The organism is Streptomyces sp. Mut1, assembly GCF_030719295.1.
Classification (GTDB): domain Bacteria; phylum Actinomycetota; class Actinomycetes; order Streptomycetales; family Streptomycetaceae; genus Streptomyces; species Streptomyces castrisilvae.
In genome coordinates, this window is the sequence record NZ_CP120997.1 from 6471812 (window position 1) to 6493311 (window position 21500).

A 21500-nucleotide genomic window follows, 5' to 3' on the forward strand; every position below is an offset into this window, starting at 1 on the left:
GCGTCACGAAGTGGCCCGGATGCACCGCAGGGTGGGCCGGTCCGACCTGGCAGCCGTGGGCGAAGTCCGCGGAGCCGTACGGGAGTTACTGCGCTACCGGTGGCGGGATGAGCCGGCCCAGGTGGCCGAGCTGCTGCTCAGCGAGCTGGTGACCAATGCCCTGGTGCACACGGGCGACGGCGCGGTCGTGGCCGTGAGCGTGGCCCCGCGGCGCCTGCGCGTCGAAGTGCGGGACTTCGTCACCGGAATGCCGCCCGAGTCGCACGTACCGCCCGCCGACGACGGTACGCACGGCCGGGGGCTGATCCTGGTGGAGAGCCTCGCCGACTCCTGGGGCGTCAGACCGCACGCCCTGGGCAAGGTGGTCTGGTTCGAGCTGGACGGCGGACGGCCCTGACAGCCCTCGCGGACCGTCAGGGCCGTTTCCCGCAACACCGCGTCCCGCCTGTCAGCCGAACTGCTGCTCCAGGTCCTTCAGCTTCTGCTCCAGCGAATCGAGCCGGGGCAGGGCCTGGGTGTCGTCCTCGGCGGTGAGATCCACCGCTTGCGGCTCACTCGCGCCCAGTTCAGGGACGCTCGCCGAGTTCGAGTGGCTGGCGGCTCGCAGGGATGGCCGGGGTCGCAGGGGCAGCTGACCCGGCTCGGATATGGCGGGCTCCGCGACGGACTGCGATGAGGCCGTCGCGGGCGCGAGCGCCTGTACGTCCACCGGGGCGCCGCCCCGGCCCACCCGGCTCCAGGCCCGGTTCTGCCGGTTCAGGGCCTTGATGTGCGCCCGGTCCAGCTTCTCCTGGTCCCTTCTGCGGAGACGGTTCTGCTCCTTCTCCCTGCGGTCCTCACGTACTTCGTCGACCGCCTCGTCGAGCGAGCGTACGCCTTCGAGGAGCATCAGCGACCAGGCGCCGAAGGTCTCCCGGGGCGCGCGCAGCCAGCGCACGATCCGGATCTGCGGCAGCGGCCGGGGCACCAGGCCCTGTTCGCGCAGCGCGGCCCGCCGGGTCTGCTTCAGCGCACGGTCGAAGAGCACGGCGGCCGAGAGGGACATCCCCGCGAAGAAGTGCGGGGCGCCCGCGTGGTTCACCCCGCGCGGCGCGTGCACCCAGTTGAACCAGGCGGCGGCACCGGCGAAGGTCCACACCAGCAGCCGGGAGCCGAGCGCCGCGTCCCCGTGGCTGGCCTCCCGTACGGCGAGGACCGAGCAGAACATCGCCGCCCCGTCCAGGCCGAACGGCACCAGGTACTCCCAGCCGTCCGAGAGCCCGAGGTTCTGCTCGCCGAAGCCGACGAGCCCGTGGAAGGAGAGCGCGGCGGCGACCGCGGCGCAGCAGAACAGCAGCACGTACGACGCGGTGGCGTAGAGGGTCTCTTTGCGCCGGCGCCGCTCCTCGCTGCGTTCCCAGGAGTCGTCCGCCGCGGATGTGTCAGAGGCGCGCTTGCCGCGCGCGACAACCGCAACCGCCGCCATGACCCCCACGAGCAGTACGGCGCCCGGAAGCAGCCAGTCAAGCGATATGTCGGTCATTCTCATGCGCGGTCCCTTGCGTTGCGTAGGGCGATTTCCGCGCCATCGTGGCGGAGAACTCCTCGCGTCCAGAGGGTTTCGGGGCAAGTGAACGCCAATGGGGTGGCGGAGCCCGCCGATATCCGCGATCTGATCGAACACCCGTCATTGATGCGCGCATTGCGTTCGAATCGAATCACCCGTCCCGTAGGGTCCGGTCATGACCGAGGAGTACTCCGACCCATGGGCCGCCGAGGCGATCCGGCGGGTGCGCGCGGACGGCCCGCACCACACCCCCACGCCCCTGCGGCGGCTTTCGCTGCCCGCGGTCCGCGGTATCGACATCTACCTCAAGGACGAGTCCGCGCACCCCACGGGCAGCATGAAGTACCGCCTGGTGCGGGCCATGTTCACCGAGGCGCTCGCGAGCGGCGCCCTCACGGAGGGCACCCCGGTGGTCGCGGCGACGAGCGGGGCGGTCGCCGTCGCGGGGGCCCGCTTCGCCCGCCTGCTGGGCCTGGCCTTCACCGCTGTCGTACCGGCGGGAACCCCTGTCCGGGCCCTGGCCGGGATCGAGGAGGAGGGCGGGCGGTGGCAGCGGGGTGAGCTGCCGCCCGCCGCGGTGCAGGACGAGGCGAGGGCGGTGGCCGGACGGCTCGGCGCCCACTTCCTGGACCACTTCACCGACGCCGGTCGGGCGGTCGCCGCGTGTGGGGAGCCGACGATCGCCGACGAGGTCTTCGAGCAGCTGAGCGGGGAGCCGCACCCGGTTCCGGAGTGGATCGTCACCGGGGCCGGTACCGGGGCGACCTCCGCGGTGGTCGGACGCCACCTGCGCGCGCACGGCCACCCGACCCGGCTGGCCGTGGTGGATCCGGAGAACTCCGCCTACTTCCCCGCGTGGGCGAGCGGGTGCGACGACTACACGACGGGAATGCCGTCCCGGATCCCCGGCATCGGCCGGCCCCGGACCGAACCCGGCTTCCGCCCCGCGCTGATCGACCTGGTGATTCCGGTGCCGGACGCGGCGTCCGTCGCGGCGATGCGGTGGCTCCGTACCGCCGGGACCGAAGCCGGCCCGGCGACCGGCACCAACCTCTGGGGCACGTGCCACCTGGCGGCCCGGATGCACGAGGCGGGGGCGCGGGGGAGCATCGTGACTCTCATCGGCGACAGCGCGGACCCGTACCTGGAGACCCACCTCGACCCGTCATGGGTGCGGGCCCGGGGACTCGATCCCGCGCCCCACGAGGCCGTCATCGAGCGCTTCGCCCGCACCGGGCACTGGCCGGCCCGGCAAGGGTCCGGGTGACACCGGGACGCGCCGGCTCACCTACTGGGCGGCGGGAACGGCCGCCAGCCTGCGAATCCGCTCCGCGTCACAGGTGCGCGGGCAGGTGACGCAGGTGTCCTCGGGGCGCAGCGTGTAGAACAGGCAGCAGCTCGCCCGGTCGCGGGTGGGCAGCGACTCCCCGTTCGGACCGGTCAGTTCGCGGAAGCCCGCCGTGCCGACATACGGCTTCGTCGTGCCCGGCAGCAGCGCCTCCAGCTCCGTCATGGCGCGCTGTTCCTCGCCCAGCAGATGGGCGATGTACCAGAGGCCCTCGACGATCTCGTCGGTCGCCATGCCCCACAGGGCCCGCTTGCCGCGCCGCATGCGCGGCCGGAAGCCGTCGAGCACCGGACCGAGGTGTCCCGCCACCGCGTCGAGCACCTCGGCGCGCAGCGCCGCCTCGTCGGCCACCACCCGGGCCCCCGGCAGCGAGGCCGCCGGGTCACCGGGCAGGCACGCGAACTCCCGCACGCGCAGCGTCAGATGCCCCAGCGCCCGCTGGAACGAGACGTCCTCGACCGGGATGCGGGGCACCCGCCGGTACAGGAACCACGGCACCGTCACCAGCAGGCAGGCCGGCCACGCGTAGCGATGGAGGCCGAAACTGGCGATCACGTCCGGGCGGGCCTGCTGCCCGTAGTCCCGCTGGACCTGGGCGTCGTCGAAGGCGAGGAAGGTGTCCAGCGCGTCCCCGCCGGCCGCGAGCTCGTGCGCGCCCACCCAGCCGGGGCCCCCGGGGGCCCTTTCGCCCTCGGCGAGGATGTCGGCGCGCATACCGGGGAAGACTTCGGTCAGGCGCGCGTACGCGTCGGCCAGGGCCGAGGCCGTCGCTGCGGGGAGCAGGGCGGGCAGGGTCATGCGGGGACCACCGAATCACGATCGTCAGCAGGTAAGCCTTACCTTACCCGACCGGATCGATGTTTGAACTGCGGCCTCCTGCGCCTATCGTGCACACAGGGTGCGGGAAGCGCGAGCCGTGCCCCCGACCGGCCGAGGAGGTGCCCGTGGAGCAGGGCAGAGCGCGTGAGGAGGTGCGGCCGCCGTACGGGGCCGCCGCGTCCGTGCCCGCCGCCCCGCCCGTCCGGGTGCCCGAGCAGGCCCGCGGCGAGCACACCCACTGCGAGGAACCGCCCCCCGCCCCCCGGATCCAGGTGCGCCGCCACTCGGTGCGCGGCCAGATCCTGGACGCCCTGCGCGCCGCCCTCGTCGACGGCGAGCTGGCCCCCGGACAGGTCTACTCCGCCCCCGCGCTCGGCGCCCGCTTCGGGGTCTCCGCGACGCCCGTGCGCGAGGCGATGCAGCAGCTGGCCGGCGAAGGGGCCGTGGAGGTCGTGCCGAACCGGGGCTTCCGGGTCGCCGAACGCGGACCGCGCGAGCTGGCCGAGCTGGCCGAGGTGCGGGCCCTGATCGAGGTCCCCGTCATGCTGCGGCTCGCCCGCACCGTCCCGCCCGCCCACTGGTGCGCGCTGCGCCCGCTGGCCGACGCCACCGTGGCCGCAGCGGCGGTCGGCGACCGGGCGAGCTACGCGGAGGCGGACCGGGCGTTCCACGGCGCGGTCCTCGCGCTCGCCGGGAACAGCCGGCTCGTCATGGTCGCCGACGACCTGCACCGCCGTTCCCAGTGGCCCCTGGTGGACAACCGGGTCACCCGCCGCGCCGACCTGCTGGCCGACGCCTCCGAGCACACCGCGCTGCTCGACGCCCTGATCGCCCAGGACGTGACCGTCGTGCAGTCGCTCGTACGGGAGCACTTCGCGGGCGCCGACGGCTGACCCGGCCGGGCCGGGCCGGCGCCCGGTCTCAGTTCGCCTCGGCGGTCTGCGGCGGGGGCGGGTCCAGATGCGGGCCCAGCCAGGTCGGGACGCCGCCCAGCAGCCGGAAGAGACGGCCCGCCTCGGCCCGCAGCCGGGTCGCCGCCTCGGGCTCCGGCTCGGCGTCGGCCAGCGCGATGAGCGCCGGGGCCGTACCGACCAGATAGCCCAGCTCCTCCCTTATCCGCAGGGACTCCGCGAAGCCGTGCCTGGCCTCCGCCAGCTCGCCCTCGCGCAGGGCGATCAGCGCGAGATGGCGCCAGGTGGAGGAGAGCAGCAGCGCGTCGCCCTGCGCGGTGGCGCCGGCATGGGCCCTGCGGTAGGCGGCGCGGGCGGCCTGCGGGGAGTCGGCGATGTTCTGCGCGATCAGGCCCCGCCGGAAGTCCAGCAGCGGCCGGCCCGGGGCGGCGGGGGAGAGCAGGGCGGCGGCCCGGCTCAGCGCCACGCGCGCCTCGTCGGCCCGGTCCCGCACCCCGAGCAGGGTCGAGGCGTACGCGAGATGGCCGCGTTCGCAGGCGGCCGCGCCGCGCTCGGCGTCGTCGTGGGCCATCGCCTCCGCGGTGCGCAGGGCGTCCTCGGCCTCGGTCCAGCCCTGCCCGGTGTACAGGCACCGCTCGGTCAGCAGGGCCGTCCGCTGGAGGGCCGCCGCCGGGTCGGTGGCGGCGTCGTGTTCGAGCAGGGCCGCTGCGTCCGTCCAGCAGCCGCGTGAGCGCAGCCGCCATACCGCGGTCTGGAGCGGCGGATCGTCATCGGCTGTCGTTCCGGAACCAGACATGGCGGTCTGCGCCACATTGCCCTCCCCGAGCGCGCCATCGAGCTGTGGAGAGCGTCCGGTCATGAGGACCGGATGCTCTTGGGTATGACCCGCATCACAGCATGGATTGGCACGCCGGGCCAAGAGGGCGAGGCAATGTCAGGTGAAACTTTTCACAATCGACGGGAGGGCGCGAGGGCCCCGCCGGCCCGGAGATCAGCTCATACGCAGGGCGAGGAAGAAATCGAGCTTGTCCTCCAGCCGCGCGAGATCACGCCCCGTCAACTGCTCGATTCGCCCGACCCGGTAGCGCAGCGTGTTGACGTGGAGGTGCAGCCGGGCCGCGCAGCGCGTCCACGAACCGTCGCAGTCCAGGAACGCTTCCAGGGTCGGGATCAGCTCCGCGCGGTGGCGCCGGTCGTACTCGCGCAGCGGGTCGAGCAGACGTGCGGTGAACGCCCGGCGCACGTCGTCCGGGACGAACGGCAGCAGCAGCACGTGCGAGGCCAGCTCGTGGTGCCCGGCCGCGCAGACCCGGCCGGGGCGGGCCGCCGCGACCCGGCGGGCGTGCCGGGCCTCCTCCAGGGCGCCGCGCAGCCCCTCGGCCGAGTGCACCGAGGCGCTGACACCCAGTGTCAGCCGGCCGTCGTCGCCGAGCCCGGCGGAGAGCGGGGCGCGGACGGCGGCGAGCAGGGCGTCGGCGTGCAGGGCCGGCCCCTCCTGCGCGGCGGCCGCCTCCGGCCCGCCTTCCGCCTCCCCCGCGTCGGCCGGCCGTTCCGGGGCGGCGGGCAGCGGCACCAGGGCGATGGCCTCGTCATCCGTGTGGGCGACGGCGATCCGGTCCGCCGAGTCGGGACCCGTCACCGCCGGGTCGACCAGGATCTCCTCCAGCAGCGCCTGCGCGACCGGGCCGCCCTCGATCCGGGAGCCGGCGCCGCCGGGCGCGCCGCCCTCCTCCCACTCGACCCGGGCCACCACCACCTGCCAGTGCGGTGCCGTACCGAGCCCGGGGAGCAGGACCGGGGTGGCGACGCGCAGCCGGGCGGCGATCTCGGCGGGCGCGGCGCCCGCCTGGACCAGCTCCAGGACCTCCTGGGCGAGCCGGCGGCGCACCGTGCGGGCCGCGTCGCGCCGGTCGCGTTCGACGGCGATCAGCTGGGTGACGCCCTGGAGCAGGTCGAGCCGCGCGGCCGGCCAGTCGCCCGCGTCCGCCTCCACGGCCAGCAGCCAGTCGGAGAGCACCGACTCCCGCACATCGCGGGGGGCCGGTGCGGCGCCCCGGCCGTTGTTCCGGATCGGGAAGAGCGAATACGTGGTCCCGGCGAGCGCCGCCCGGTGCGGGGCGCGGCGGCCGGAGCGGACCGCGGCCAGGTGCAGCCCGGCCAGTTCCGCGCCGAGGGAAGCGGGCAGCGGGGCGCCCGCGCCCGCGATCTGCCGGCCGGTGGGGGAGAGCACCCAGGCGTGCAGGTCCAGGTCGGAGCCGAGCAGGTCGAGGACCACCTCCGGGCCGCCGCCCGCCGGGCCCGAGGTCATCAGCCTGCGGTGCCGGTCCACCACCGCCGCCAGATCGCCGGCCCGCTCGCCGGACACCTGGCGGACCACGTACTCGGTGATCATTGCGAAAGCGACGGTCTCATGGACGGCGAACAGCGGCAGCCGGTGCCGGCGGCACGCCTCGACGAGATCGTCCGGGATGGCGCCCAGCTCCGCCTCGCCCACCGCGAGCCCCGCCACCCCGGCGCCCGCCAGGATGCGGACGAACGGCTCCGAGTCCTGGGCGTCCCGGCGCCAGACCAGACCGGTCAGGACCAGCTCGCCACCCGTGAGGTAGCGGCTGGGGTCGCGCAGGTCGGTGGTCATCACGCCACGGACCGACCGGTCCAGCTCCTCGTCGCCGCCGAGCAGCCGCAGGCCCAGCGCGTCGTTCTCCAGCAGTGCGCGCAGCCGCATCTCGTCGCCGCCGATCTCTTTCGTTGGTACGGGGGGAGTCTGGTTGTTGTGGTGAGGCTGTTGATCCCCGCCATTCGTTCGAATCTACAAGACATGAGCGGAGAGCAGCCAACTCCTTCATGGGTTCGGTGACTGCACCAGGTGGAGCAGGGCTTGTGTACTGGGCCGCACACCGCGTGAACACATCATGAACAAGTTCGAGGGCCGGCCGTCACCCAGCCCCGGCGCACAACCCGATGAGAAGAAGAGAGCCAGCATGGACTTCCTTCGCCCCGCAAGCTGGGAGGAGGCGCTCGCCGCCAAGGCCGAGCACCCGACGGCTGTTCCCATCGCCGGGGGCACCGATGTGATGGTCGAGATCAACTTCGACCACCGGCGGCCCGAGTACCTCCTGGACCTGAACCGCATCGGTGAGCTCACCGAGTGGGAGGTCGGCCAGGAGAACGTACGGCTCGGCGCCTCGGTCCCGTACAGCCGGATCATGGACCACCTGCGCGCGGAGCTGCCGGGGCTCGCGCTCGCCTCGCACACCGTCGCCTCGCCGCAGATCCGCAACCGCGGCGGCGTCGGCGGCAACCTGGGCACCGCCTCCCCGGCCGGTGACGCCCACCCCGCCCTGCTCGCCGCCGGCGCCGAGGTGGAGGCCGAGTCCGTACGCGGCAGCCGGCTGATCCCCATCGACGCCTTCTACACCGGCGTCAAGCGCAACGCCCTCGAACCGGACGAGCTGATCCGGGCCGTGCACATCAAGAAGGCCGACGGACCCCAGCAGTACTCCAAGGTCGGCACCCGCAACGCGATGGTCATCGCCGTCTGCGCCTTCGGCCTCGCCCTGCACCCCGAGACCCGCACCGTGCGCACCGGAATCGGATCGGCCGCCCCGACACCCGTACGGGCGAAGGAGGCCGAGGAGTTCCTGAACGCGGCCCTGGAGGAGGGCGGCTTCTGGGACAGCCGCACCATCATCACCCCGTCCCTCGCCCAGCAGTTCGCCACGCTCGCCGCCGGCGCCTGCAACCCGATCGACGACGTCCGCGGCACCGCGAGCTACCGCCGGCACGCCGTGGGGATCATGGCCCGCCGGACCCTCGGCTGGGCCTGGGAGTCGTACCGCGGCAACGGCCGCAGCACCGAAGGAGCCGCCTGATCATGCGCGTCAATTTCACGGTCAACGGCCGCCGCCACGAGGCCGACGACGTCTGGGAGGGCGAGTCCCTCCTCTACGTCCTGCGCGAGCGGATGGGGCTGCCCGGCTCCAAGAACGCCTGCGAGCAGGGCGAGTGCGGCTCCTGCACGGTCCGCCTCGACGGCGTGCCCGTCTGCTCCTGCCTGGTCGCCGCGGGACAGGTCGAGGGACGCGACGTCGTCACCGTCGAAGGGCTCGCCGACTTCGCCGCCCACCGCTCCGACGCCCACCCCGGCACCGGCTGCGCCCCCGGCGCCTGCGGCACCGCGCTCGACAGCGCCCGGCGATGGAAGGCCGCACCGGCCGGCGAGGAGACCCGCGACACCGGGGAACTCTCCCCGATCCAGCAGGCGTTCATCGACGCCGGAGCCGTCCAGTGCGGCTTCTGCACCCCCGGCCTCCTGGTCGCGGCCGACGAACTCCTGGAGCGCACCCCGCAGCCCTCCGACGCGGACATCCGCGAGGCGCTCTCCGGCAACCTCTGCCGCTGCACCGGCTACGAGAAGATCCTCGACGCGGTCCGCCTCGCGGCCGCCCGCGCGGAAGAAACGGTCTAGACGATGGGCGTTACCGGTTCCCCCACCAACATCAACCAGGGCACCCGCACCAAGGGCGGCATCGGCGAGTCCACGCTGCGCCCCGACGGAATCCTGAAGGTCACCGGCGAGTTCGCCTACTCCTCGGACATGTGGCACGAGGACATGCTCTGGGGCCACACCCTGCGCTCCACCGTCGCGCACGCCGAGATCGCCTCGATCGACATCTCCGAGGCGCTCGCCACCTCCGGCGTCTACGCGGTGCTCACCTACGACGACCTGCCGACCGCGATGAAGAACTACGGCCTGGAGATCCAGGACACCCCCGTCCTCGCCCACGGCCGGGTCCGCCACCACGGCGAGCCCGTCGCGCTCGTCGCCGCAGACCACCCGGAGACGGCCCGCCGTGCCGCCGCGAAGATCAGGATCGACTACCGCGAACTGCCCGTCGTCACCGACGAGGCCTCCGCGACCGCCCCCGGCGCACCCCTCATCCACGAGGGCCGCGACGACCACCACATCGGCCACGTGCCGCACCCCAACATCGTCCACCGCCAGCCGATCGTGCGCGGCGACGCGGAGGCGGCGAAGGCCCGCGCCGACGTGGTCGTCACCGGGGACTACTACTTCGGGATGCAGGACCAGGCCTTCCTCGGACCCGAGTCCGGCCTGGCCGTACCCGCCGAGGACGGCGGGGTCGACCTGTACGTGGCGACCCAGTGGCTGCACTCGGACCTCCGCCAGATCGCGCCCGTCCTCGGCCTGCCCGAGGACAAGGTCCGCATGACGCTCTCCGGTGTCGGCGGCGCCTTCGGCGGCCGCGAGGACCTGTCGATGCAGATCCACGCCTGCCTGCTGGCCCTGCGCACCGGCAAGCCCGTGAAGATCGTCTACAACCGCTTCGAGTCCTTCTTCGGGCACGTCCACCGCCACCCCGCCAGGCTCCACTACGAGCACGGCGCCACCCGCGACGGCAAGCTCACGCACATGAAGTGCCGCATCGTGCTGGACGGCGGCGCCTACGCCTCCGCGTCCCCCGCCGTCGTCGGCAACGCCTCCTCCCTGGCCGTCGGCCCGTACGTCATCGAGGACGTCGACATCGAGGCGCTCGCCCTCTACACCAACAACCCCCCGTGCGGCGCGATGCGCGGCTTCGGCGCGGTCCAGGCCTGCTTCGCCTACGAGGCGCAGATGGACAAGCTCGCCGCCGAACTGGGCATGGACCCGGTCAGGTTCCGGCAGCTCAACGCCATGGAGCAGGGCACCCTGCTGCCCACGGGCCAGCAGGTCGACTCGCCCGCCCCGGTCGCCGAACTGCTGCGCCGGGTGAAGGCCATGCCGATGCCGCCCGAGCGCCAGTGGGAGAGCGCCGGCGAGCACCCCGACGTACGGGCGCTGCCCGGAGGCCTGTCCAACACCACCCACGGCGAGGGCGTCGTACGCGGTGTGGGCTACGCGGTCGGCCTGAAGAACGTCGGCTTCTCCGAGGGCTTCGACGACTACTCCACCGCCCGGGTGCGCATGGAGGTCATCGGCGGCGAACCCGTCGCGACCGTGCACACCGCCATGGCCGAGGTCGGACAGGGCGGCGTCACCGTGCACGCCCAGATCGCCCGTACCGAACTCGGCGTCGCCCAGGTCACCATCCACCCGGCCGACACCAAGGTCGGCTCCGCCGGATCGACCTCCGCCTCCCGCCAGACGTACGTCACCGGCGGCGCGGTCAAGAACTCCTGCGAGGCCGTCCGGGAACAGGTCCTGGAGATGGGGCGCCGCAAGTTCGGCACGTACCACCCTGCCTGGGCCACCGCCGAACTCCTCCTGGAGGGCGGCAAGGTCGTCACCGACGGCGGCGAGGTGCTGGCCGACGTGGCCGACGTGCTGGAGGACGAGGCGGTCGACATCGAGCTGGAGTGGCGCCACCGCCCCACCGAGGCCTTCGACCTGCGCACCGGACAGGGCAACGGCCACGTCCAGTACTCCTTCGCCGCGCACCGCGCGGTGGTCGAGGTCGACACCGAACTCGGGCTCGTCAAGGTCATCGAACTGGCCTGCGCCCAGGACGTCGGCAAGGCGCTCAACCCCCTGTCGGTCGTCGGCCAGATCCAGGGCGGCACCATCCAGGGGATGGGCATCGCCGTCATGGAGGAGATCATGGTCGACCCCGTGACCGCGAAGGTGCGCAACCCCTCCTTCACGGACTACCTGCTCCCCACCATCCTCGACACGCCGACCATCCCGGTCGATGTGCTCGAACTCGCCGACGACCACGCCCCGTACGGGCTGCGCGGCATCGGTGAGGCCCCCACCCTGTCGTCCACCCCGGCCGTCCTCGCGGCCATCCGGAACGCGACGGGCCTGGAGCTCAACCGCACGCCGGTGCGGCCCGAACACCTCACCGGCCTCTGACCGCGGCTCCACCACAGCTCTCCGGGCGGTGCACGCCTCCGGTGAACGTCACACTTCCCGGCCCGCACCGCCCGGAGTCCAGGGTTCCGCTCCGCTCGCGGCCCCCGACCCCCCGCACCGGAACGGCGGCATCCGTTCCGCTCAATTCCTGCATGAACAGTTCGTCTCGGGCCGTCCCCCGGGTCGTGCCGCCAGCGCAGTCATCCCAAATCCCGCATATCGATTCTCCATCGCGGGTGCCCCTGTGAACCTTGGGAGTCAGGCATCATGACCCAGCAGTCAGTGCAGCCCAAAACCGGTGCGGAGGACGCGGGCCCCGGCTCGCGCGTCCCCGCCGGCAGATCGTGGCTCGACCGGTACTTCCACATATCCGAGCGCGGCTCGACCGTCGCGCGTGAAGTGCGCGGCGGCGTCACGACCTTCATGGCCATGGCGTACATCCTCCTGCTCAACCCGCTGATCCTCGGCGGCAAGGACGTCGACGACAACCTGCTCAGCCAGCCGGGCCTGATCACCGCCACCGCGCTCGCGGCGGCGGCGACCACCCTGCTGATGGGCTTCGTCGGCAAGGTCCCGCTCGCCCTCGCCGCGGGCCTCAGCGTCTCGGGCGTCCTGTCCTCGCAGGTCGCCCCCGAAATGACCTGGCCGCAGGCCATGGGCATGTGCGTGATGTACGGGCTGGTGATCTGCCTGCTGGTGGTCACCGGTCTGCGCGAGCTGATCATGAACGCGATCCCGCTCCCGCTGAAGCACGGCATCACGATGGGCATCGGCCTGTTCATCGCCCTGATCGGGCTCTACAAGGCCGGCTTCGTCGGCAAGGGCACGGCGACCCCGGTGACCCTCGGCCCGGCCGGTGAACTGGCCGGCTGGCCCGTCCTCGTCTTCGCGGTGACCCTGCTGCTGATCTTCATGCTCCAGGCCCGCAACATCCCCGGCGCGATCCTGATCGGCATCGTCGTCGGCACCGTCGTCGCCATCGTGATCAACAAGGCCGCCGGCGTCGACCCGAAGATCTGGAGCAGCGGCCCGCCCGAGCTCAAGGGCTCCGCGGTCTCCTCGCCGGACTTCTCGCTCTTCGGCGACATCGAGTTCGGCGGCTGGGGCGACGTCGGCGCGATGACGGTCGGCTTCATCGTCTTCACCCTGGTGCTCGCCGGATTCTTCGACGCGATGGCCACCATCATCGGTGTCGGTACGGAGGCAGGGCTCGCCGACGACAAGGGCCGGATGCCGGGCCTGTCCAAGGCGCTGTTCATCGACGGCGCGGGCGGGGCGATCGGCGGCGTGGCCGGAGGTTCGGGCCAGACCGTCTTCGTGGAGTCGGCGACCGGCGTCGGCGAGGGGGCCAGGACCGGCCTCGCCTCCGTCGTCACCGGCCTGTTCTTCGCCGCCTGCCTCTTCTTCACCCCGCTCACCGCGATCGTGCCCGCCGAGGTGGCCTCCGCCGCCCTCGTCGTCATCGGCGCCATGATGATGCAGAACGCCCGGCACGTGGACTGGGGCGACCGCTCCGTGGCCATCCCGGTGTTCCTGACGGTGGTCCTGATGCCGTTCACGTACACCATCACCACCGGTGTGGCGGCGGGCGTCATCTCCTACGTCGCCATCAAGGCCGCCCAGGGCCGCGCCCGCGAGATCGGCGCCTTCATGTGGGGCCTGACGGTGATCTTCCTCGTCTACTTCGCCCTGCACCCGATCGAGAGCTGGCTCGGAGTCAGCTGACCCGCCCCTCCCGCACCCGCCAAGGAGACCGAGATGCTGGACATCGCCGAAGAGCTCGCCCGCTGGGCCGGGCAGGGACGCGATTTCGCCGTGGCCACCGTCGTCGCCGTCGGTGGCAGCGCGCCCCGGCAGCCGGGGGCCGCGCTGGCCGTCGACCGTGACGGCACGGTGATCGGATCGGTCTCCGGCGGGTGTGTGGAGGGCGCGGTGTACGAGCTGTGCCAACAGGCCCTGGACGACGGCCGCACCGTCGTCGAGCGCTTCGGCTACAGCGACGAGGACGCCTTCGCCGTCGGCCTGACCTGCGGCGGTGTCATCGACATCCTGGTGACCCCGGTCCGGGCGGAGGATCCCGCCCGGCCGGTGTTCGCCGCCGCGCTCGCGGCCGCCTCACGGGGGGAGGCGGCGGCGGTCGCCCGGATCACCGAAGGGCCCGCCGAACTCCTCGGCCGGCCCCTGCTCGTCCACCCCGACGGCGGGTACGAGGGAGGGCTCGGCGGCCACCCCGAGCTGGACCGCACCGCCGTGGCCGAGACCAGAGCCATGCTCGACGCCGGCCGCACCGGCACCCTCACCATCGGGGCCGACGGCTCGCGGTGCGGGCAGCCGCTCACCCTGCTCGTGGAATCCAGCGTCCCGCCGCCCCGGATGATCGTCTTCGGGGCCATCGACTTCGCCTCGGCCCTGGTACGGGCGGGGAAGTTCCTCGGGTACCACGTCACATTGTGCGACGCCCGCCCCGTCTTCGCCACGAAGGCCCGCTTCCCGGAGGCCGACGAACTGGTCGTCGACTGGCCGCACCGCTACCTGGCCGCGACCGGCGTCGACGCCCGCACCGTCCTGTGCGTCCTCACCCACGACGCCAAGTTCGACGTCCCGCTGCTGGAGGCGGCGCTGAAACTGCCCGTCGCCTACGTCGGCGCGATGGGCTCGCGCCGCACCCACCTCCAGCGCAACGAGCGGCTGCGCGAGGCCGGCGTCACCGAACTGGAGCTGGCCCGCCTGCACTCGCCGATCGGCCTCGACCTCGGAGCCCGTACGCCGGAGGAGACCGCCCTGTCGATCGCCGCCGAGATCGTCGCCGTCCGGCGCGGCGGCAGCGGTACGCCGCTGACCGGCGCCCACACCCCGATCCACCACCCCGGAGGGCTGCCGCCGGCCGGTCGCATCGGTTCCGTGGCCTGAACCCGTCCCTCGCGGGAGGCGGCGTCAATCGGCGGGTTGCCGCCACGGCACATTCACGCCAGGCTCGGACGGCACCGCGGTCCCCGGTTTACCGGTAGATCAGCAGCATGACATTCACCCCCTCCACCGCCTCCGGCCGGGTGAGACCAGCCCGCGCCGGACGCAGAGCCCTCCTCATAGCCACCTCGGCCGCCCTGGTCGGCGGCGTCCTGCTCCCCGTCACGGGCACCGCCTCCGCGGCCACCGCCCCCGCCGGAACGGCCCCCGCCGCGAAGCCCGTCCACCGTTACGACATCACCCTCGTCACCGGCGACGTCGTCCACTTCTCCGACGGCGCGGGCAGCCAGGACACGGTCACCGTGGACCGCCCCGAGGGCGCGACCGGTGGCGTCCACGTCCAGCAGGCCGGGGACGACATCTACGTGCTGCCCGACGAGGCGCAGAGCCTCCTCGCGGCCGGCCGGCTCGACCGCCGCCTCTTCAACGTCTCGGCGCTCGCGAAGATGGGCTACGACGACGAGCGGACCGGGGGCATCCCGCTGATCGCCACCTACCCGGCGAGCAAGGCGCGTTCGCTGCCCGCCGCACCGCGCGGCAGCAAGGCGGTCCGGCAGCTGGAGTCCATCCACGGCGCCGCCCTCAAGACCGCCAAGGACACCGCGCGGGCCTTCTGGGACGACATCGCGCGCACCACCACGGCCCGTTCGCTGGACAACGGGATCGCCAAGCTGTGGCTCGACGGCCGTGCCGAGGCCGCGCTCAAGGACTCCGTGCCGCAGATCAACGCCCCGCAGGCGTGGGCCGACGGCTACGACGGCAAGGGCATCAAGGTCGCCGTCCTGGACACCGGCATCGACGTCGACCACCCGGACGTCAAGGACCGCATCCTGGAGACGAAGAGCTTCGTGCCGGGCCAGGAGGTCGACGACAAGAACGGCCACGGCACGCACGTGGCTTCCACCATCGCCGGCTCGGGCGCCGCGTCCGACGGCGTCAACAAGGGCGTCGCCCCGGCGGCCGGCCTGATCGTCGGCAAGGTGCTGAGCGACGAGGGCGAGGGCGCCGACTCCGGCATCATCGAGGCCATGGAGTGGGCGAAGGCCGAGGGCGCCGACGTCGTGTCCATGAGCCTCGGCTCCAGCATCCCGGACGACGGCACCGATCCGATGTCCCAGGCCGTCGACGCCCTCTCGGAGGACGGCGGCCCGCTCTTCGTGATCGCCGCGGGCAACGCGTACGGCGCCGGCACCATCGGCTCGCCCGGCTCGGCGGACAAGGCGCTCACCATCGCCGCCGTCGACAAGCAGGACGGCCGCGCGGACTTCTCCTCCATGGGCCCGCTGGTGCGCTCCTACGGCCTGAAGCCGGACCTCTCCGCTCCGGGCGTCGACATCAACGCCGCCGCCTCGCAGTCGGTCCCCGGCATCGAGGGCATGTACCAGTCGATGTCGGGCACGTCGATGGCGACCCCGCATGTCGCGGGCGCCGCGGCCATCCTGAAGCAGCGTCACCCCGACTGGAGCGGCCAGCGCGTCAAGGACGCGCTGATGACCTCGTCGAAGGTGCTGCCGGACTACACCCCGTACGAGCAGGGCACCGGCCGGCTCGATGTGAAGGCCGCCATCGACACGACCATCGAGGCCACGGGCTCGGTCGCGGTCGCCGCGTACGACTGGCCGCACAGCGCGTCGGACCCGGTCACCGAGCGGACCATCACCTACCGCAACACGGGGGCGCGGGACGTCACCCTCGACCTGACGACGGACGGCGCGCCGGACGCGTACACGCTGTCGGTGAAGCGGCTGACCGTCCCGGCCGGTTCGACCGCCGATGCCGTCCTCACGCTCGACCCGTCGAAGACGGAGCCGGGCACCACGTTCTCCGGGCAGGTCCTCGCGAAGGACGCCTCGGGCACCGTCGTCGCGCACACCGGCTTCGCGCTCAGCAAGGAGCAGGAGCTGTACAACCTCACATTGCGGCTGCGTGACCGCGCCGGCAAGCCGATGGACGGTGTCGTCGTGATCGGCGCGCTCGGCGACCCGAACCTGACGCCGGTCCAGGTGGCGGGTGACACCACGCTGCGGCTGCCCCCGGGCAACTACACCGCCTGGTCCGCCGCCGACATCAAGGGCGACACCGCCGACTCGCAGGCCATCGCCTTCCTGGCGGCCCCGGAGGTCGTCCTCGACAAGCCGGTCACGGTCACGCTCGACGCCTCGAAGGCCCACAAGGTCAGCGTGCGCACGCCGAAGGAGACCGAGACCCGCCAGCTGCGGTATGACATGGCACGCACCGCTCCGGACGGCACCGTCCAGCGCGACGCCTACCAGATCCCGCTGACGTACGACCAGCTGTGGGCGAGCCCCACCAAGAAGGTCACCCAGGGCAGCTTCTCGTTCCTGACCCGCTGGCGCCAGGGCGAGAAGCTGATCGACCTGACGGCCGACGGCCGGGACGTCCCGGTGGCCGTGCAGAACGGTTCGCCGGTTGCCGAGAACAGCCGCAAGAAGCTCCGCGGCGTCTTCGCGGGCAACGGCTCCGCCGCCGACTACAAGCACGTCGACGCCCGGGGCAAGGCCGTCGTCATCCGCGGCGGTGACGCGGTGACCCCGGCCGACCGGGCCGCCGCCGCCGTCGCCGCAGGCGCGAAGGCGCTGTTCGTCGTCAACCCGGGCGACGGCCGGCTGATGGAGTCCTACGCCGACTACGGCACCACGCTCGCCATCCCGGTCGCCTCGGTCCAGCGTATCGCGGGCGAGAGCCTGATCAAGGCCGCCCGGCGCGGCAAGAAGCTGACCGTCGACCAGCACAAGTACGCGAGCTACGTCTACGACCTGGTCGACCGCCACGACGGCACGGTCCCGGACCGCTCGCTGGCCTTCGCCCCGGCCACCCGGCAGCTGGCGAAGGTGGAGAACACCTTCTACGGCCACCGTGACGTCGTCGGCGCCGGCTACCGCTACGACATCCCCGACTACGGCTTCGGCATCGGCTTCCCGGAGTACGAGAAGTACCCCGCGACCCGCACCGAGTGGGTCACCCCGCTGCCGGGCGCCTCGTACTGGTACGAGGACCACGCCCAGTACAACGCCGAGGGCACCGACACCGCGCTGGAGGAGCGCAGCGGCGAGCTGGACTACCGGGCCGGCGGCAGCAGCAGGGCCCAGTGGTTCGCGCCCGTCACGCGGCCGCGCCTCGGCACCGGCTACTGGGGGCCGTTCCGCTCGCAGTGGGGCGACATCCAGTACAACGTCACACCGTGGACGGACGGCGGGGCCGGTCACTCGGGCTCCATGCCGGACAAGGAGTACGACACCGGCAAGGCCGCGGTCTACCAGGGCGACACGCTGCTCGACGAGTCCCCCGGCCGCGCCGGATCCGTCGGGGACCTGCCCGCCGAGGAGCTGCCCTACCGGCTGGTGCTCGACGCCTCGCGCGACGCGGACACCTGGAAGACGTCCGTGCGCACCCACTCGGAGTGGTCGTTCGTCTCGGGAGCACTCGACCCCGAGGGCCCGTACCAGGCCGACATCCCGATGCTCCAGCTGGACTACGACGTGCACACCGACCTGGCCGGTGACGTGAAGGCCGGAAAGCAGACCGAGATCGGTCTCTCGTCCACCACGCAGGAGTGGCTGGAAGGCGCCGTGAAGGCGAAGAAGGCCGCGCTGTCGGTGAGCTACGACGACGGGAAGACCTGGAGCGCGGTGCAGCTGAAGAAGGACGGGGCCGGTTCCTGGACCGCCCGGTTCAAGACCCCGAAGAAGGGCGCCACGGCGGTTTCGCTCAAGGCGCACGCGGAGGCCGGCAACGGTCTCGCGGTGGACCAGGAGATCATCCGGGCCTTCGGCCTGAAGTGACCTGCTGAGCATCGCCACCGAGGCGGCCGCGCACCCCGGGAACGGGCTGCGCGGCCGCCTCTTCGCTTCCTTCCGCCCTTCTTCGATCATCAAAATTTGTCTTGTTTGCCCGTATATGGCAGGTGATAACGGCAGAAAGGGACTTTTTGCGGTGCGACGGAAGTTGCCACGGCGCCACCGGGAGGTTTATAAGAGGAGCGTGGCCGAGGCGATTCCGGGAATTCCGGGGACTGCCGCCATGGAGGTTTCCCATGTTTCTGACTCCGTCCGACACGGAGAAATTGCTGCTGAGTGTTGCTGGAATGGTCGCCCGTGACCGGCGGGCGCGGGGCGTCCGCCTCAACTACCCGGAGGCCGTCGCGCTGCTCGCCTGCTGGGCGATGGAACGGGCCCGCGAAGGAGCCCGCGTCGCCGATCTCATGACCGCGGGCCGCTCCGTTCTCACCCGTGCTGACGTGCTGGAAGGTGTCCCGGAGATGCTGAGCGACGTCCAGGTCGAGGCCACCTTCCCCGACGGGCGCAAGCTCGTCACGATCACCTCGCCGATCCCGTGATCCCCGGCGAGGTGCGGACCGGACCCGGCGTGGTGCACATCAATTCCGGCCGCCCGAGGATTCAGCTCACCGTGGTGAACGACGGGGACCGGCCCATTCAGATCGGATCCCATTTCCATTTCCCCGACGTAAATCCCGCGCTTTCCTTCGACCGCCCGTCGGCGAAGGGATTCCGGCTCGATATTCCCTCCGGTACGTCGCTGCGCTTCGAGCCCGGCGTCGGCGCGGAGATCACCCTTGTCGCACTCGGCGGCCGCGGGACGGTGCCCGGCATCGTGCTCCCCGCCGCTCCGGGTGCCGAATCCGACGCAGAGGAGGCCGTGTGACATGGCACAGCTGACCCGCGCCGCCTATGCGGCGCTCTACGGACCCACCACCGGCGACCGCATCCGGCTCGCCGACACCGACCTCTGGATCGAGGTCGAGGAGGACCGCTGCTTCGGCGGCGAGGAGGCCGTCTTCGGCGGCGGCAAGTCGATCCGCGAGTCCATGGGCCAGGCCACCGCCTCGCGCGCCGATGGCGCCCTCGACCTGGTCATCACCAACGTCGTGGTCCTCGACCACTGGGGCGTCGTCAAGACCGACATCGGCATCCGGGCCGGCCGGATCGTCGCCCTCGGCCGATCCGGTAACCCCGACATCGCCGACGGCGTCCACCCGGACCTCGTCATCGGACCCGGCACCGACGTCGTCTCCGGCGAGGGCCGCCTCCTCACCGCGGGAGCCGTCGACACCCACGTCCACTTCCTCATGCCGGAGACCCTCCACGAGGCGCTGGCCACCGGCACCACGACCGCCATCGGCGGCGGCACCGGAGCCACCGAGGGCTCCAAGGCCACCACGGTCACCCCCGGCGCCTGGAACCTCGCGATGATGCACCGGTCCCTGGACCACGTCCCCCTCAACGTCATGCTGTTCGGCAAGGGCTCCACCGTCGGTGCGGAGGGGCTGCGCGAGGCCGCGCTCGGCGGCGCCGGCGGCTACAAGGTCCACGAGGACTGGGGCGCCACCCCCGCCGCCATCGACGCCGCCCTCAGGGCCGCCGACGCCTACGGACTCCAGGTCGCACTGCACGGCGACAGCCTCAACGAGGCCGGCTACGTCGAGGGGACCCTCGACGCGATCGCCGGACGCGGCATCCACGTCTTCCACGCCGAAGGCGCCGGCGGCGGCCACGCACCCGACATCATCACCCTCGCCTCCCACCCCCACATCCTTCCGGCGTCCACCAACCCGACGCTCCCGCACACCGTCAACACGGTCGACGAACACCTCGACATGCTGATGGTCTGCCACCACCTCAACCCGCGCGTCCCCGAGGACCTGGCCTTCGCCGAGTCCCGCATCCGCGCCACCACCATCGCGGCCGAGGACATCCTCCACGACATCGGAGCCCTCTCCATCACCTCGTCCGACGCCCAGGCGATGGGCCGGATAGGCGAGGTGATCTGCCGCACCTGGCAGGTCGCCCACGTGATGAAGCAGCGCTTCGGGGACCGCGGCAGCGCCCTGCCCGCCGACAACGAACGGGCCCGCCGCTACGTCGCCAAGTACACGATCTGCCCCGCCGTCGCCCACGGCATCGACCACGTCGTCGGCTCCGTCGAACCGGGCAAGCTCGCCGACCTGGTGCTCTGGGACCCCGCGTTCTTCGGCATCCGCCCCGCGGCCGTCATCAAGGGCGGCATGGTCGTGTACGCGCCCCTCGGCGACGCCAACGCCGCGATCCCCACCACCCAGCCCGTGCTGCTGCGCCCCACGGCCGCCGCCGGAGCCACCGCGCACCTCTCCGTCAGCTTCGTCGCCCCGGCCGCGCTGTCCGACGGTCTCGCCGAACGCCTCGGACTCGTACGCGAACTGGTCGCCGTGCGCCCCACCCGCCACCTCACCAAGGCCGATCTGCCGAACAACACCGCGCTGCCCGCCATCGACGTCGACCCGGAGACCTTCGCCATCCACATCGACGGGGAACCGGTCGAGCCGTCGCCCGCCACCGAACTGCCGCTGACCCAGCGGTACTCCATGTTCTGATGGTGTCCCTGGCCTCGCTCCTGCTCGGTGACGGACGGCTCCCGGTCGGCGCGTACACCTACAGCGCGGGCCTCGAACCGGCCGTCGCCGCCGGCCTCACCCGCGACCGGATTCCCGCTCTCCTCAGGGCCCGGCTGCACACCACGGCCGTCACCGAGGCGGCAGCCGCCGTCCTCGCGCTGCGGGCCGCCGGGCGCGACCCGGCCGACTACGGGCCCGTGCAGGAGGCGCTGACCGCCCGGACGCCCGCCGCCCCGCAGCGGGAGGCGTCGGCGACGCTCGGCCGGGGCGTGCGCAGGCTGGCCCGCCGGCTCGCCCCGGACCACCCGGCGGTCACCGCGCTCGCGGCCCTGCCCGCCCGGCCCCTGCGGCCGGTCACGCTCGGCGCCCTCGGAGCCGTACTGAAGGTCACCGAGGAGGAACTGGCGCACGCCGTCGTCTACGACGAGCTCCAGACCATCGCGTCGGCCGCACTGAAACTCCTGCCCGGCGACCCGCTCGACGCGGTCGCCTGGATCCTCGCCGCCGAACCCGAAGCGGCCCGGGCGGTGACCACCGCCCTCGCCGTACGGAGCCCGGACCGACTTCCCGCCCGTACGGCCCCGCTCACCGAACAGTGGGCGCTCGAACACGCACGACGCGAACGGAGACTCTTCCTTGCCTGA

The 21500-nt window shown here is 72.5% G+C and carries 17 protein-coding genes; 13 read left to right on the forward strand and 4 right to left on the reverse strand.

Going from position 1 to position 21500, the window contains the following annotated elements; translation table 11 throughout:
• The first annotated feature begins 31 nt into the window (after positions 1-31).
• The gene (locus P8A18_RS28160; RefSeq protein ID WP_026250209.1) at positions 32-397 is read left to right on the forward strand and encodes an ATP-binding protein; all 366 of its coding nucleotides are present in this window, start codon (positions 32-34) and stop codon (positions 395-397) included.
• A gap of 51 nt (positions 398-448) precedes the next feature.
• Here the strand turns inward: P8A18_RS28160 and P8A18_RS28165 are convergent, their stop codons facing one another.
• Positions 449-1528 carry a DUF2637 domain-containing protein gene (locus tag P8A18_RS28165; RefSeq protein ID WP_306058943.1) on the reverse strand — a complete coding sequence of 360 codons (1080 nt, stop codon included), beginning with the start codon at positions 1526-1528 and terminating at the stop codon, positions 449-451.
• A gap of 193 nt (positions 1529-1721) precedes the next feature.
• Between P8A18_RS28165 and P8A18_RS28170 the strand changes: the two genes are divergently transcribed.
• Positions 1722-2813: a PLP-dependent cysteine synthase family protein gene (locus P8A18_RS28170; RefSeq protein WP_306058945.1), complete on the forward strand. Its 1092-nt coding sequence runs from the start codon at positions 1722-1724 to the stop codon at positions 2811-2813.
• A gap of 21 nt (positions 2814-2834) precedes the next feature.
• Here the strand turns inward: P8A18_RS28170 and P8A18_RS28175 are convergent, their stop codons facing one another.
• Complete coding sequence (locus P8A18_RS28175; RefSeq protein WP_306058947.1) at positions 2835-3692, reverse strand: (2Fe-2S)-binding protein; 858 nt, start codon at positions 3690-3692, stop codon at positions 2835-2837.
• Positions 3693-3838: 146 nt separating this feature from the next.
• On the opposite strand from P8A18_RS28175, the gene P8A18_RS28180 reads away from it, so the two are divergent.
• Complete coding sequence (locus tag P8A18_RS28180; protein WP_306058949.1) at positions 3839-4606, forward strand: GntR family transcriptional regulator; 768 nt, start codon at positions 3839-3841, stop codon at positions 4604-4606.
• 28 nt (positions 4607-4634) lie between these two features.
• Here P8A18_RS28180 and P8A18_RS28185 read toward each other — a convergent pair whose 3' ends face one another.
• Positions 4635-5420, reverse strand: a complete 786-nt coding sequence (locus P8A18_RS28185; RefSeq protein ID WP_026250207.1) for a hypothetical protein — start codon at positions 5418-5420, stop codon at positions 4635-4637.
• A gap of 195 nt (positions 5421-5615) precedes the next feature.
• The gene (locus tag P8A18_RS28190; protein ID WP_306058951.1) at positions 5616-7349 is read right to left on the reverse strand and encodes a PucR family transcriptional regulator; all 1734 of its coding nucleotides are present in this window, start codon (positions 7347-7349) and stop codon (positions 5616-5618) included.
• 256 nt (positions 7350-7605) lie between these two features.
• Here P8A18_RS28190 and P8A18_RS28195 point away from each other — a divergent pair, with 256 nt between their 5' ends.
• From P8A18_RS28195 to P8A18_RS28240, 10 genes are all read left to right on the forward strand, one after another.
• Positions 7606-8496, forward strand: coding sequence for an FAD binding domain-containing protein (locus tag P8A18_RS28195; RefSeq protein WP_018554693.1), 891 nt, complete (start codon positions 7606-7608; stop codon positions 8494-8496).
• 2 nt (positions 8497-8498) lie between these two features.
• Positions 8499-9092, forward strand: coding sequence for a (2Fe-2S)-binding protein (locus tag P8A18_RS28200; protein ID WP_306058953.1), 594 nt, complete (start codon positions 8499-8501; stop codon positions 9090-9092).
• Positions 9093-9095: 3 nt separating this feature from the next.
• Positions 9096-11480, forward strand: coding sequence for a xanthine dehydrogenase family protein molybdopterin-binding subunit (locus P8A18_RS28205; protein ID WP_306058955.1), 2385 nt, complete (start codon positions 9096-9098; stop codon positions 11478-11480).
• 267 nt (positions 11481-11747) lie between these two features.
• Positions 11748-13205 (forward strand): NCS2 family permease, encoded by a 1458-nt coding sequence (locus tag P8A18_RS28210; RefSeq protein ID WP_306058957.1) that lies wholly within the window; start codon positions 11748-11750, stop codon positions 13203-13205.
• Between the two features lie 33 nt (positions 13206-13238).
• Positions 13239-14390, forward strand: coding sequence for an XdhC family protein (locus P8A18_RS28215; RefSeq protein WP_306058959.1), 1152 nt, complete (start codon positions 13239-13241; stop codon positions 14388-14390).
• A gap of 107 nt (positions 14391-14497) precedes the next feature.
• A complete protein-coding gene (locus P8A18_RS28220; RefSeq protein ID WP_306058961.1) occupies positions 14498-18250 on the forward strand; it encodes a S8 family peptidase in 3753 nt (1250 codons plus the stop codon).
• A gap of 251 nt (positions 18251-18501) precedes the next feature.
• Entirely contained in the window at positions 18502-18804 is a 303-nt protein-coding gene (locus tag P8A18_RS28225; RefSeq protein WP_306058963.1) for an urease subunit gamma, read from the forward strand.
• Positions 18801-19130, forward strand: a complete 330-nt coding sequence (gene ureB, locus P8A18_RS28230; protein WP_306058966.1) for an urease subunit beta — start codon at positions 18801-18803, stop codon at positions 19128-19130. Before P8A18_RS28225 ends, ureB begins: the two co-directional genes overlap by 4 nt.
• Before the next feature lies 1 nt (position 19131).
• Positions 19132-20835 carry an urease subunit alpha gene (locus P8A18_RS28235; RefSeq protein WP_306058968.1) on the forward strand — a complete coding sequence of 568 codons (1704 nt, stop codon included), beginning with the start codon at positions 19132-19134 and terminating at the stop codon, positions 20833-20835.
• Positions 20835-21500, forward strand: coding sequence for an urease accessory protein UreF (locus tag P8A18_RS28240; protein ID WP_306058970.1), 666 nt, complete (start codon positions 20835-20837; stop codon positions 21498-21500). The genes P8A18_RS28235 and P8A18_RS28240 overlap by 1 nt, the downstream gene beginning before the upstream one ends.

What these genes read in the sequence shown, in the direction of transcription:
- P8A18_RS28165 (WP_306058943.1), bottom strand. Translation starts at nt 1,528, where the DNA reads ATGAGAATGACCGACATATCGCTTGACTGGCTGCTTCCGGGCGCCGTA.
- P8A18_RS28170 (WP_306058945.1), top strand. Translation starts at nt 1,722, where the DNA reads ATGACCGAGGAGTACTCCGACCCATGGGCCGCCGAGGCGATCCGGCGG.
- P8A18_RS28175 (WP_306058947.1), bottom strand. Translation starts at nt 3,692, where the DNA reads ATGACCCTGCCCGCCCTGCTCCCCGCAGCGACGGCCTCGGCCCTGGCC.
- P8A18_RS28185 (WP_026250207.1), bottom strand. Translation starts at nt 5,420, where the DNA reads ATGTCTGGTTCCGGAACGACAGCCGATGACGATCCGCCGCTCCAGACC.
- P8A18_RS28190 (WP_306058951.1), bottom strand. Translation starts at nt 7,349, where the DNA reads ATGCGGCTGCGCGCACTGCTGGAGAACGACGCGCTGGGCCTGCGGCTG.
- P8A18_RS28195 (WP_018554693.1), top strand. Translation starts at nt 7,606, where the DNA reads ATGGACTTCCTTCGCCCCGCAAGCTGGGAGGAGGCGCTCGCCGCCAAG.
- P8A18_RS28200 (WP_306058953.1), top strand. Translation starts at nt 8,499, where the DNA reads ATGCGCGTCAATTTCACGGTCAACGGCCGCCGCCACGAGGCCGACGAC.
- P8A18_RS28205 (WP_306058955.1), top strand. Translation starts at nt 9,096, where the DNA reads ATGGGCGTTACCGGTTCCCCCACCAACATCAACCAGGGCACCCGCACC.
- P8A18_RS28210 (WP_306058957.1), top strand. Translation starts at nt 11,748, where the DNA reads ATGACCCAGCAGTCAGTGCAGCCCAAAACCGGTGCGGAGGACGCGGGC.
- P8A18_RS28215 (WP_306058959.1), top strand. Translation starts at nt 13,239, where the DNA reads ATGCTGGACATCGCCGAAGAGCTCGCCCGCTGGGCCGGGCAGGGACGC.
- P8A18_RS28220 (WP_306058961.1), top strand. Translation starts at nt 14,498, where the DNA reads ATGACATTCACCCCCTCCACCGCCTCCGGCCGGGTGAGACCAGCCCGC.
- P8A18_RS28225 (WP_306058963.1), top strand. Translation starts at nt 18,502, where the DNA reads ATGTTTCTGACTCCGTCCGACACGGAGAAATTGCTGCTGAGTGTTGCT.
- P8A18_RS28235 (WP_306058968.1), top strand. Translation starts at nt 19,132, where the DNA reads ATGGCACAGCTGACCCGCGCCGCCTATGCGGCGCTCTACGGACCCACC.
- P8A18_RS28240 (WP_306058970.1), top strand. Translation starts at nt 20,835, where the DNA reads ATGGTGTCCCTGGCCTCGCTCCTGCTCGGTGACGGACGGCTCCCGGTC.